The organism is Kitasatospora sp. NPDC059462, assembly GCF_042749955.1.
Taxonomy (GTDB): Bacteria; Actinomycetota; Actinomycetes; order Streptomycetales; family Streptomycetaceae; genus Kitasatospora.
Genome location: NZ_JBHYUU010000220.1, coordinates 1 through 11,830, shown reverse-complemented (window position 1 = coordinate 11,830; position 11,830 = coordinate 1). Strand labels below are relative to the sequence as shown.

The 11,830-nt window shown below is 74.0% G+C and carries 12 protein-coding genes and 1 riboswitch; of the genes, 7 read left to right on the top strand and 5 right to left on the bottom strand.

Annotation, left to right across the window (positions count from 1 at the left end; all coding sequences use genetic code 11):
* Positions 1-47 precede the first annotated feature (47 nt).
* Together ACFXAM_RS33985 and ACFXAM_RS33980 are read right to left on the bottom strand one after the other, a co-directional pair.
* Positions 48-2,306, bottom strand: a complete 2,259-nt coding sequence (locus tag ACFXAM_RS33985) for a M4 family metallopeptidase (protein ID WP_380297191.1) — start codon at positions 2,304-2,306, stop codon at positions 48-50.
* Positions 2,307-2,695: 389 nt separating this feature from the next.
* Positions 2,696-2,989, bottom strand: a complete 294-nt coding sequence (locus tag ACFXAM_RS33980; protein WP_380297189.1) for a helix-turn-helix transcriptional regulator — start codon at positions 2,987-2,989, stop codon at positions 2,696-2,698.
* Positions 2,990-3,150: 161 nt separating this feature from the next.
* Here ACFXAM_RS33980 and ACFXAM_RS33975 point away from each other — a divergent pair, with 161 nt between their 5' ends.
* Entirely contained in the window at positions 3,151-3,465 is a 315-nt protein-coding gene (locus ACFXAM_RS33975; RefSeq protein ID WP_380297188.1) for a hypothetical protein, read from the top strand.
* The gene (locus ACFXAM_RS33970; protein WP_380297186.1) at positions 3,462-3,848 is read left to right on the top strand and encodes an STAS domain-containing protein; all 387 of its coding nucleotides are present in this window, start codon (positions 3,462-3,464) and stop codon (positions 3,846-3,848) included. Before ACFXAM_RS33975 ends, ACFXAM_RS33970 begins: the two co-directional genes overlap by 4 nt.
* An 8-nt stretch (positions 3,849-3,856) precedes the next feature.
* Here ACFXAM_RS33970 and ACFXAM_RS33965 read toward each other — a convergent pair whose 3' ends face one another.
* Complete coding sequence (locus tag ACFXAM_RS33965; protein WP_380297184.1) at positions 3,857-4,363, bottom strand: DUF2004 domain-containing protein; 507 nt, start codon at positions 4,361-4,363, stop codon at positions 3,857-3,859.
* A 142-nt stretch (positions 4,364-4,505) separates the two neighbouring features.
* Here ACFXAM_RS33965 and ACFXAM_RS33960 point away from each other — a divergent pair, with 142 nt between their 5' ends.
* On the top strand, positions 4,506-5,126 hold the full coding sequence (locus ACFXAM_RS33960) for a hypothetical protein (RefSeq protein WP_380297182.1): 621 nt from the start codon (positions 4,506-4,508) through the stop codon (positions 5,124-5,126).
* 76 nt (positions 5,127-5,202) lie between these two features.
* Here the strand turns inward: ACFXAM_RS33960 and ACFXAM_RS33955 are convergent, their stop codons facing one another.
* Together ACFXAM_RS33955 and ACFXAM_RS33950 are read right to left on the bottom strand one after the other, a co-directional pair.
* Positions 5,203-5,976 (bottom strand): maleylpyruvate isomerase N-terminal domain-containing protein, encoded by a 774-nt coding sequence (locus ACFXAM_RS33955; RefSeq protein WP_380297180.1) that lies wholly within the window; start codon positions 5,974-5,976, stop codon positions 5,203-5,205.
* A gap of 1,526 nt (positions 5,977-7,502) precedes the next feature.
* Entirely contained in the window at positions 7,503-7,880 is a 378-nt protein-coding gene (locus ACFXAM_RS33950; RefSeq protein WP_380297178.1) for a hypothetical protein, read from the bottom strand.
* 5 nt (positions 7,881-7,885) lie between these two features.
* Positions 7,886-8,091, top strand: a riboswitch (cobalamin riboswitch).
* Between the two features lie 217 nt (positions 8,092-8,308).
* On the opposite strand from ACFXAM_RS33950, the gene ACFXAM_RS33945 reads away from it, so the two are divergent.
* Genes ACFXAM_RS33945 through ACFXAM_RS33930 form a run of 4 tightly spaced genes read left to right on the top strand, consistent with a single transcriptional unit; the run spans position 8,309 to position 11,782 of the window.
* Positions 8,309-9,157, top strand: coding sequence for an ABC transporter substrate-binding protein (locus tag ACFXAM_RS33945; protein WP_380297176.1), 849 nt, complete (start codon positions 8,309-8,311; stop codon positions 9,155-9,157).
* Complete coding sequence (locus ACFXAM_RS33940) at positions 9,154-10,233, top strand: FecCD family ABC transporter permease (protein ID WP_380297174.1); 1,080 nt, start codon at positions 9,154-9,156, stop codon at positions 10,231-10,233. Before ACFXAM_RS33945 ends, ACFXAM_RS33940 begins: the two co-directional genes overlap by 4 nt.
* Positions 10,230-11,048, top strand: coding sequence for an ABC transporter ATP-binding protein (locus tag ACFXAM_RS33935; protein ID WP_380297173.1), 819 nt, complete (start codon positions 10,230-10,232; stop codon positions 11,046-11,048). Before ACFXAM_RS33940 ends, ACFXAM_RS33935 begins: the two co-directional genes overlap by 4 nt.
* On the top strand, positions 11,045-11,782 hold the full coding sequence (locus ACFXAM_RS33930; protein ID WP_380297171.1) for a ferredoxin: 738 nt from the start codon (positions 11,045-11,047) through the stop codon (positions 11,780-11,782). The genes ACFXAM_RS33935 and ACFXAM_RS33930 overlap by 4 nt, the downstream gene beginning before the upstream one ends.
* Positions 11,783-11,830: the final 48 nt, after the last annotated feature.

Below are 11,830 nucleotides of genomic sequence, written 5' to 3'. Positions count from 1 at the left end.
CTTCGCCGGCCGGATCACCGGGGCCGATCACCTGGACGGAGAACCGATCAGAAGATGATCTTCCAGCCGTCGATGCGGCCCGAGTCGCCGCGGTACACGTCCTGCACCCGCAGCCGCCAGGTGCCGTTGCCGAGCTGCGCGGAGGCGTCCACCGTGTAGGTCTCGACGACGTTGTCCGCCGAGTCGTTGAGGTTGCTCTTCTTCAGCGAGTACACCGTGCCGTCCGGGCCGACCAGGTCGATGACCAGGTCACCGCGCCAGGTGTGCTTGATGTCCACGGCGACCTTGAGGTCGCTCGGCGCCCGGCCGGCGATCCGGTCGACGACGATGTCCGAGAAGACCGCCGGGCCCCCGTCCGGGACCGGGACGGCGGTGGTGTTCGCGAAGATGCCCGGGGAGACCTTCCAGGTGAACGTCGTCGACAGCCTGCTGTGGTGGGAGGCCTTGGCGGTGACGGTGACCGTGGAGGTGGCGGCGACGGTCGGGGTGCCGGTGATCCGGCCGGTGACCGGGTGGAGCGACAGGCCCTCGGGGAGGCCGGTCGCGTGGTAGGTGACGGCACCGGGGTTGAAGTTGGTGGCCTTGACCCGCAGCTCGACGGGGGCGCCGACCTCGGTCACCTGGTCGCCGACGGCGTCGAGCAGGAGGCCGTCGACGACCCGCGGGCCGACGTTGATCGCGGCCCAGGCGTTCGCGGTGTTCTGGTACGTCGCGCTGGTCTGCCCGTACAGGTCGGCGGCGGCCTGGAGGGTGGCGACACGGGCGGCGGCGTAGTTGGTGGACGAGGTCATGTAGGTGGTCAGCGCCCGGTACCAGATCCTGGCGGCGGCGTCCCGGCCGATGGCGGTGACCGCCAGGCCGTCGGAGGTCGGGGAGTCGTAGGCCACGCCGTTGACGGTCTTGGCGCCGCTGCCCTCGGAGGCCAGGTAGAACCAGTGGTTGGCCGGACCGGAGGAGTAGTGCACGTCGACGGAACCGACGTCGGACGACCAGTAGTCCCGTGACCTGCCGTCCTTGGAGGGCTTGTCCATGTAGCGCAGCGGGGTGCCGTCGCCCCTGATGTCGATCTTCTCGCCGACCAGGTAGTCGCCCTTGTCCTCGGGGTTGCCGGCCCAGAACTCGATGGCGGCGGCCATGATGTCGGAGGTGGCCTCGTTCAGGCCGCCGGACTCGCCGCTGTAGATCAGGCCCGCGGTGGCCGAGGTGATGCCGTGGGTCATCTCGTGGCCGCCGACGTCGATCGAGGTCAGCGGCTTGACGTTGCCCGCGCCGTCGCCGTAGGTCATGCAGAAGCAGCTGTCGGACCAGAACGCGTTGACGTAGTTCTTGCCGTAGTGGACCCGGGTGTGGGCGCCGACGCCGTCGTCCTTGATGCCGTTGCGGCCGTGGACGTCCTTGTAGTAGTCCCAGGTGAGTTGGGCGCCGTAGGCGGCGTCCACGGCGGCGGTCTGCCGGTTGGCGACGGTGCCGTCGCCCCAGGTGTCGGTCGGGTTGGTGAACAGCGTCCTGGTGCCGGTGGTGCCGTTCAGGTCGTAGGTGCTGTGACCGCCGCGGGTGGGGTCGGTCAGCGCGTAACCGCCGCCGGCCGCCGGCGAGGTGCCGATGGCGACCTGGCCCGAGTACTGGCTGGTGCCGACGCCGGTCTCGATGGCCTGGTACTCGAAGATCTTCTTGCCCGAGCCCGCGTCGGTGATGACGTGCAGCTCGGACGGCGTGCCGTCCTCCTGCGTGCCCGTCACGACCGTCTCCCACGCGAGCCGCGGGGTGCCGGACGCGGCCCAGACCACCTTGCGGGCGCTGTCGGCCGCCGGCTCCTGCACCTTCGCGCTCGCGGCGCTCTCCAGCGCGAGGCCCTTCGCCGCCTCGGAACCCTCCCCGGCGGTGGTGTCGACGGCGATGTCCGCCTCGGTGGCCCTGGTGACGCCCTTGCCGGAGCCGTCCCGGGCGGTGTGGACCACCAGATCGCCGCCGAGGACCGGCAGTCCGTCGAAGGTCCGCTCGTAGCGGGTGTGCACGGTGCCGTCCGCGTCCTTGGTGACGCCCCTGACGACCAGCGCCTCCTTCGAGCCCAGGTTCAGCGACCTGGCGGCCTCCGCCCGGTTCGCGTCGGCGGCCGCCAGCAGCTCACCGCGCTGCTGGGCCGAGAGCTCCACCGGCAGCGCACCGGCGAACGCCCGCGCCTCGGCGGGCGCCCCGGCCGGGGCCTCCTCGGCGGCCGCGACACCGGCCGGCAGCGCGGCCGCGATCATCGCGGCGCCGGCGATCAACGCGCTTGCGGTGACGGACTTTCTGGGGGATCGAGTCACACGGAACTCCTCCTGCGACGGCCGGGTCTGGGCGGCCGGAGTCAGCCGGGCGGTCGAGGGTGATGCCGCCCGGGAGAGCTGGTGGTTCGAGTCGCTGGAACGGTCTTCGACGTGCTCGCCGCGCCCTGCGGGGCTCGTGCGACCTGCGCGGGCCGATGCGGCGACGGGACGGTACAGTGCCAGTTTTGGTGGGAACACGTCACCCGCACGGCACCAAGTTGGCCGAAATGCTTCGCCACGGGGGCGCTGTCCGGGAAATTGGCCGTCGGCAGGCCGGCTCCGCCGGGTCCGTCGCGCCCGTCGCGCCCGTCACGACGGAGGCCCCGCCCCCGGAACGCCGGAACGGGGCAGGGCCTTCGTGAGCGGGGGGCCGCAACCCCCTGCGGGCCTCAGCGCAGCAGGACCGAGAGGAGCTCGGCGAGGGTCGGGCCCGAGTCCGCGGGATGACGCAGCTGCTTGCTGTCGATCACCGTGTAGTGATTGGTGCGGCCGTTGCGCTGGTGACTGAGGTAGCCGGCCTCTTCGAGGTCGACGATGATCCGCTGGACGGCGCGCTCGGTGAGCAGGCACTGGGCGGCGAGGTCGCGCACCCGGATGCCGGGGTCGCGGGCGATCTGGACGAGCACGCGGGCGTGATTGGTCAGGAACGTCCACTGCCGCGCGAGAGGGATGCCGTCGTCCATGGGCCGATTATACGTCCGGCGATTCACGACGATCAAAACACGACACTATTTTCGTGCAATGGTTGACAGGCATTGCCCCGGGGGCGAACAGTGGAGGCACGTCAAGACCCGCACCGCCCGCGCAGCCACCGTCGCGCGGAGCCCTCCCGGGAGTTGGTCCCGTGACCCAGATGACCCGGCACGAACTGGAACGCCTCGCCGCGTTCCTCACCGAGCGCATCGGTGTGCCCCGCGAGCACGGCGACCACGCCGGCGAGGTCGAGCCGCTGCGCCGACGGCTGCGGCACTCCGTCACCGGCATCGACGCCTACCTGGTCGCCGCCGAGGCGGACAGCCCCGCCGCCGTGCACCTGAGGGACGCCGCGCTGGACCTGTGGCAGGGACTGGAGCGCCTCGCCGACGCCTGGGCCGACGCACCCGTCACGGCCGCCGCCGGCGGCGCGCCGGGCGCGGGCCCGAGGGAGGGCCGGCCGTGAGTCCGTGGCTGAAGTCCGAAACCGCGCGGGTCGGGGAGACCGTCGTCTGCCGCTTCTCCGGCGATCTGAGCATGGACAGCGAGGCCGAGGCCGCGGAGGTCCTGCACCTGGCGCTCGACCAGGGTCCGGCGGTGCTGGCCGTCGACCTCGCCGACGTGGGGCTCTTCACCTCCAGCGGCCTCAACCTGCTCCTCATCACCCGCCGCAGGGCCCTGGTCGCCGGGATCCCCCTCGTCCTGATCGCTCCCTGCCCGATGGCCCGCCGGGTGCTGGACCTCACCGACGCCGCACCCCTCTTCCCCGTCCACGCCACCGCCGAGGAGGCCGACCGCCACGGCCGCACCGCACCCGTCCGGCGGCACGCCGCCTCGCGCGAGAGCTGAGCGGACCGTCAGCTCTCCCAGTCGACGGATGCCACCGCCCCGTGCCGGGTCGCTCCGACGGCGAGTATCTGGTCGCTGAGATCGGGTTCGAACACGTAGTCCAGGACGACCGGCGGCCGGTCGGACACCCCGCCCAGCCACAGCCCGACGCCGTTCAGGCGCATGGCCGCGACGAAGGCCGCCGTCCCGACCTCGTCGCCCGCCGCCTCCCGGACGAGACGGCCGGCCGCCCCGCTGCCCTCCAGCTCCTCCAGGTGGAAGTCGACGAAGGAGCGGTCCCCGTCCAGGTACGTTCGCAGAGCCGCACGCGCGGCCGCGTCGAGCGCCGGCAGGCCGGTGAGGCACGCGGCGAGATCGTCCAGCTCCCCGGCGTCCGGCGCACTGGACGGCCCGGCCCACAGCAGGACCTCGACCTCGTCGTCCCCCACCTGCGAGGTGCCCCGCCAGATGACGTCGGTGTCGCGGAGCGCACCGGTCTCCACGTGCCCGAAGTGGGCGTGCTCAAGGGCCTTCATGCGAGACGTTCCGCCTTCCTGTGGTGCCGGCCCGTCACGGGAACAGGCGGCGCCCGGATCGGCGTCCACCGCGGCCGGAGTGATTCAGGGGGGCATCCTAGCCACCGGCCGGTCTCGCGCGGTCGCCGGGCACAATGGCCCGATGCTGGAACTGCTGCCGGGGACCGGCGTCACCCTGCCGGACGGGGCCGGGACGCTCGGGTTCGGGACGACGCCCCAGGAGGCCTCCGCGATGCTCGCGGCGACGCCCGGGAGCCACCGGGCGCGACAGTGCGCGGCGCCGGCCCGCGCCGACTTCGCATCGCTGCGGGACGCCCACGACGCGTGGCTCGCCGGAATCCTCTTCGACCCGGCCTGGAACACGGTCGGGGTCTTCGGTGATCTCGCCCTGACCGTCGCCGGCGGCGGTCCGGGCCGCGCCGACGGCCTCGTCCAGGTGATCGTCGAGGCCGGCGCGCGCCCGGGCCCGAGGGGGGAGCACCCCGTGGTCTGGGACGGCGTGGACCTGTTCGGGCACCCCGCCGCGGACGTCGTCTCCGTCCTGCCGGGATCGGCCCGCCCCTCCTCCCCGACCGCCGACGACGTGACGGTGCCGGAGCTCGGGCTCCGGCTCCACCGGTCCTCCCCCTCCGCGACCCGGTGGTCGCGGCTGACCCTGCTGGCCACGCCCACCGGGTGGGAACGGTGCTGCCCGGGGACGTTCGCGTGCGCGGAGGGCGGCAACGGCCTCGCGCCCCTCTTCGGCGAGTGGCTGTCCCCGTGACGGCCCCGCACCGGGCGCCGTCGGCCCGGTGGCGCCCGCAGGAGCGCGGGCACCACCGGCCGACGCGTCCCGCGCGCTACGCGTTCGGGTCCCACTCCGCGAGCTGCTCCATCGGCTCGGTGTCGCCGGTGTTGTCCAGGCGGTCGAGCGGGATGCGGTCGTAGAAGTACAGGACCAGGTCGCTCGCTGCGCCTCGCATCACCAGGTCGCCCGGCTCCGCGTCGGCGGCGAGGTCGTCGCAGCGCACGCCGTCGGCGTCGAGGGTCAGGCGCCAGGAGCCGCCCTCGGTCGCGTGCAGGTCGATGGTCGCCGGCTTGAACGGCCACGGGACGGTCGTCGCCGAGACGGTCGTCAGGAACTCGTCGACGCCCTCGACCGCGACGTCCGTCGGCAGCGGCTGTGCGGCGCCCAGGGTGAGCCGGACGTCGTAGGTGTGGACGGCGATCTCCTGGATCTGGTGCCGGGCCAGGGCTCCGCTGGTCTCCGGGGCCTGCGAGCGGCCCCACCACGTCCAGCAGCCGCGGTCCGGGCCGGCCTCGCGCAGCGCGGCGAGCATGAGCTCGGTCGACTCGGCGAGCCAGGCGTCCAGGGCCTCCCGGTCGCGGGGCGCGGTCGGGGCGCCCTTCGGGTCCGTCCTCGCCGGGGGCTCGGCACCCGGGCCCGCCGCGACGACGGCGGCCTGACGGCGGCGGCCGTCGCCGAGGTGCTGCGCCAGTTCGCGCAGCGTCCACTCCGGGCAGCCGGGGACCTGGACGTCGAGGTCGGGGGCGGACGCGATCGCGGCGCGGAACGCGGCCGAGCGGTCCTCGATCAGCCGCAGGACCTCGGGGAACTCCAAGATTTTTTGCACGACGGTTGTGTATCACGGGGCTCCGGCCGCCGGACAGCGAGTTTGTCGGAGCCCGGTCAGAGGCCGCGGCTGCCCGGCCGGGCGGCGCGGTGCCTTGCCGTGCCGTGCCGTGCCGTGCCGTGCCGACGGGCGGTGACCCTGGTCGGCGGATGGGTGTGCCCGCATCCGGTGGCGGGCCGAGGGTCGGCATGCCGAGGTCGGCCGACGTCGGACCGGTCCGGCGGGATGCGGCTCGGCGCCGTTTGCACAGCACCAGGACACACCGGTCGAGTGCGTGGAAATCCGGTGGGCGGGAAAGGCCGTCCGGCAGGAAAACCGATCACATCCCCATGCCGATGACCGCCCGGCGTAGTCCCCGCGAGCTCCTCCCGCATCTCAGGAGAACCGGGAACGGGTGGCCGCCGATGACGGAGGTCGCCGCAGATCGACCCACCGTCAGCGAGTCAATGGCGGTCCGCCGGCGAGCCGCTGGTACGACGTCCCCGGACCCATCGGACACCGTGTCAGCTTCTCGGGTTCGGTCGATTCCCCAGAGGGATCTCCTTGCTCGCGCGGCCTTCTCAGGCGTGTTCACATGAGTATTGCGCCCCGGCCACCGCCATGTGCGGTGTACGAACGGGATCGGAATTCGAGGAACTCACGGAGGATGGATTGCGACGGAAACACCTGACCCTGCTGCGGAACGTCGCCCTGCCGGTGCTGGCCGCCACACTGCTGACCGGATTCGTGACACCCCAGGCGGAGGCCGGTGACGAGACCGACCACCGGTGAGGGGGCGGCTGCCCGCACAGCTGCTCGTCCGGGAAGCCGGGCCCTCCGGGACCTCCCGGACCTCAGGGCCCGGCAGGACCGCAGGGACCGGCCGGTCCGGTCGGCCCTGTCGGACCTGCGGGGCCGACCCTCCCGACCCAGATCATCCAGACGACCCACACCCTGACCTCCGGACTCAACACGGGAACCACGGCCTGTCCGGCAGGTACCGTCATCACGGGCGGTGGGCTGCGGACGCCCCTCGGCGGCAACAACCTCACGGTCCAGCTGTACGAGTCCTACCCGTCCGCCGCGAACATGTGGACGGTGTCCTTCAACAACTCGGCAAGCACCAGCGGCTCCTACATGGTCTACGCCGTCTGTCTGCCGGTGACGTGACCCGGGCGGAACCCCTTCTGACGCCAAGTCGCCTTCGGCCCGCCGGCGCACCGTTCGGGTGAGCTCGGCGGGCCTCGGCGATCCGCGTCCGGCGGTGAACGGGTCGAGCGCGCCGCGTGCGGCCGCTCGGCCGGCAGGGGCGGACCCCTGCCGCTCAACGGCACCTTACGGAGCCGTCCGCCTGCTCCCACCGCCGGCGGTCGCGACCGTCCCGCCCCCGACGGACACCGCGCCGCGCTGCCACGACAACGACCCGGCCGACGATCTCGCCCGGCGGGTGCGGCCCGCACCGCGGCCCGCGACGTCACCACCCTCCCCTGGCCCCCGGCACCGGCCACCACCGAGGGCGCGCACGTCGTGGCCGCGCGCTGCGTCCGTCATGGGCTTCCGCCGTCCGCTGCGTCGAGTGCCGCGGCGCGGGCGAGGAGTCCGTCACGGCCGACGGCGTCGCCGGCCGCCGAGGCGACGACCGTCCGGGCCCGGCCGCGCTCGACGATCCGGCGCATGGTCCGCCCGGGATCCGCGAGGGCCGTCGTCGAGACGAGGACGAGGTCCGCCGCGTGGGCGAGCGGCTCGTGGCGGGTGTTGACGCCGTCCCGGTTGTGCAGGTCGGTGGAGAGCGTCAGGCCGGCCTCGCGCAGCAGCGGCAGCGCGAAGGCGCGCGGAGGGGGTGGTCGGCACGTGGGCGTGGGGGCGCTGCGCGGCCGGCGCCCGGGCGGTGTCCTCGGGCAGCCGGTCGGCACCGACCTGACCACGCCTGATACCTTGCCATCGCCGTGGTGTTCGGGAAACCGGTTCGAGTCCGGTGCGGCCCTCGCCACTGTTGCCGCGGAGTACCGCGGCCCTCGCTGACCGGCTCCGCCAGCGGTCAGGGCCACTGGGACGGCTCGAAGAGCCCCCCGGGAAGGTCGGCTGCGGTGCGTCGATGCGGAAGCCAGGAGACCGGCCACGGCGCGACATGTTCCACGAGGGTTTTGGAGAACACGTGCCCCGCGCTTTGCCGTACCCGTTTGCGTCCATACGTTCCGCACGCCCCGCAGGTCGGGTACGTGCCGGCCGGGCGGTCGCGGCCGTCCTGTTCACCGGCGTGCTCGGCGCCTGCACGGGCGCCCCCGCGCCCGTCGCGTCCACGGCGACGGGCGGAAGCGCTGCGCCGGTCAGCCTGGTCAACTGCGGGACGACCGTGACGGCCGGCGCCCCGCCCGAGCGGCTGGTGACGCTCAACCAGGGGGCCACCGAGGTCGCCCTGGCCCTCGGCCTGGAGTCCCGGATGGCCGGTACCGCCTACCTCGACAACGCCGTCCCGGAGAAATGGAAGGCGGCCTACGACTCCGTTCCGGTGCTCTCCGAGGACTACCCGACGAAGGAGAAGCTCCTCGCGGCCCGTCCCGACTTCCTGTACGCCTCCTACTCCAGCGCGTTCACCGACAAGGTCGCGGGAAGCCGGGAGGAACTGCGCGGCCAGGGCATGCCGTCGTACCTGTCCCCGTTCGGCTGCGCGGACAAGAGCCAGGTGCCGCCGACGACCTGGCAGGCGATGTGGGGCGAACTGAACGACGTCGCCAGGGTGTTCGGCGTCCCGGAGCGGGCGGCCGCGCTCCAGCGGCAGCAGGAGGACCAGCTGGCCGGGTTCAGGGCGACGGCCGCGGGCAAGGACCTGAAGGTCCTGTGGTTCGACTCGGACACCAAGGCGCCGTACGTCGGCGCCGGCCACGGCGGGCCGCAGCTGGTGCTCGACGCCGTGGGCGCCCGCAACGTCTTCGCGGACCTGCCCGGCAGCTGGCAGAGCGTGAGCTGGGAGAAGGTCGTCGCCGCGGATCCGGACGCCATCGTGCTCGCGGACGCCGACTGGGACACCGCCCGGTCCAAGATCGACTACCTGGAGAACGACCCGGTGCTGAGCAGGCTCACCGCCGTGCAGCGCAAGGCCTTCGTGGTGGTGCCGTTCTCGGAGTCGACGCCCGGCGTGCTGCTCGCCGACGGCGCCGCCCGGGTGTCGGCCGGGCTGGGCCTGCTGCGCCCGGGTTCATGACCGCCGCACCCCGCCCCGCCGTGCGGCCCGCCGGTCCGGGCCGCACGGCGGCGGCCCTGGCCGTCGCCGCCGCCCTGCTCCTGACCACCGTGCTCCTCGGTCTGGCCGTCGGCTCGCAGCACGAGCCGGTCCGGACGGTGTTCGAGGTCGTGGTGCGCCGTCTCGGACTGGGCGACCCGCCCGTGACGCTGCTGGACGACCAGATCGTCTGGCAGCTGCGGCTGCCCCGGGTCCTGGGAGCGGCCGCCACCGGCGCCGGACTCGCGGTCTGCGGCGCCGTGCTGCAGACCCTCACCGGCAACGACCTGGCCGATCCCTTCCTGCTCGGGATCTCGGACGGGGCCGCCGCCGGCGCCGTCACCGTGATCGTCCTCGGCGTCGGCGTGTCCGGCGCCGTGGGCACCGGCGCGGTGGCGGTCGCCGCGTTCGCCGGTGCCCTGCTCGCGGCCGTCGTCGTGCTGGCCCTGGCCGCCGCGCGCACCCGGACGCTGCCGACCACCCGGACCGTGCTCGCCGGCATCGCCGTGGGCCAGATGTGCGGGGCCTACACCTCGTTCGTCGTGCTGGTCCTCGGGGACCGCAACGCGGCGCGCGGCGTCATGGAGTGGACGCTGGGCTCGGTCGCCGGCGTGCGGTGGCCCACCGCCGTCCTCCTGACCGCGGTCGCGCTGATCGGCATCACGGTCCTCGCCTCCTCGGCCCGCGACCTGGACGCCTTCGCCTTCGGCGAGACCGCCGCCCGCTCCCTCGGCGTCCACGTCGAGCGCACCCGCTGGGTCCTCGTCGCCACCGCCGCGCTGGTGACCGCGTGCCTGGTCGCCCAGACCGGCGTGATCGGGTTCCTCGGCCTGGTCGTGCCGCACGTGGTCCGGCTCGTCTGCGGACCGCGCCACGCCGTCCTGCTGCCCGTGTCGGCGCTGGTGGGCGCGTCCCTCCTGGTCGGCAGCGACATCGTGGCGCGCTCGGTCCTCCCCGACCGGGAGCTCCCCGTCGGCATCATCACGGCCGGGCTCGGAGCACCCTTCTTCGCCTGGCTGCTGTGGCGCCAGGGCCGGGCCGACGGGAGCGGACAGTGACGGCGACACCCCCCGTCGAGCTCCGTGCCGAGGGCCTTCGGGTGCGCATCGGCGGAGCCACCCTGCTGGACGCGGTCTCGCTCGCGTTCGCCCCCGGCCGGGTCACCGGCCTGCTCGGGCCCAACGGCGCGGGGAAGACCACCCTGCTGCGCGCGGTCGCCGGACTGACCCGGCCGAGCGGCGGGCGGGTCCTCCTGGACGGCGAGGACCTCCACGCGCTCACCGCCCGCCGACGGGCGCGCCAGGTGGCCTTCATGGAGCAGCAGGCGGACACCCGGCTGTCGCTGCCGGTCCGCCAGGTCATCGACCTCGGCCGCACCCCGCACCGCAGCCGCTGGCCCGTCCCGGCGAACACCGCGGCCGACGCCCACGAGCGGGCGGTGTTCGCCGACGCCGTCGCCGCGGCCGACGTCGGCCACCTGCTCGACCGGTCCTGGCCGACGCTGTCGGGCGGCGAGCGCCAACGGGTCCAGCTCGCGCGGGCGCTGGTGCAGGAGCCCGGCGTGCTGCTGCTCGACGAACCCACCAACCACCTCGACCTGCGCCACCAACTCGGCTTCCTCGACACCGTCCGCGGCCTCGGCATCACCACGGTGGCCGCGCTGCACGACCTCGAACTCGCCGCCGCCTACTGCGACGACATCGCCGTCCTGCTCGACGGCCGGCTGGTCGCCCACGGGCCCGGCCCGGAGGTGCTCACCTCGCCCATGATCGCGCACGTCTACGGCGTCGACGCCACCGTGGAACGCCACCCCCGGCACGACCGACCGCACATCCGGTGGAACGGACTGCTCCCCGAAAGGACGACGCCATGACCTCCCCGCTCCCGGAATCTGCCCGCCGCAGCGCCGTGCTGCTGGTCGGCATGTCGATCGCGGAGGCCGTCCGCCGTGACGAACTCCTCCGGACGGCGGCCTCGCACCGGACCTCGATCGCGTTCCTGCAGCAGGCGGACCCGTCGCTGTCGGCCGAGCTGACCAGGCTGGCCGACGCGGGCACCGGGACCGTGGTCGTGGTCGGCGTCCGCCTCACGGCCTCCGGCCCCGCCCACTCCTGGCTGCGGCGGATCGCCGCGCACTGGTGGCGCGAGCGCACGGGTCACCGGCCCGAGCTGCTCGTCGCGACCCGCCTCGCCGACTCGCCCGACGCGGTCGCCGCGGTGGCCGCGGTGACGAAGGCGATCACCGGCACGGAGCCCGGCCTCACCTCGGCGGCCTGGGAGGACGTCCCGGGCCACCGGCATCAGGTGCTGGTGTGCCGCGGCCCGCGCTGCGCGGCCCAGGGCGCCGAGGAGGGACTGCGCGCCCTGGTGCAGGAGCTCGGCGCGCGGGGCCTCGGTGACGACGACGTGCTCGTGACCCAGACGGGGTGCCAGTTCCCCTGCAACCAGGCCCCCGTCGTCACCGTCCAGCCCGACGACATCTGGTACGGGCGGGTGGACCCGGCTGCCGCCGCCCGCGTCGTCGCCGAGCACCTCGACGGCGGCCGGCCGGTGGAGTCCCACCGCCTCCCCCGCCACCGGAAGGAGCAGGCGGACCACCGCGGCTGATCGCGAGCACCGGCGCGGGAGCGGGGTCGACCCGCTCCCGGCCGAGCG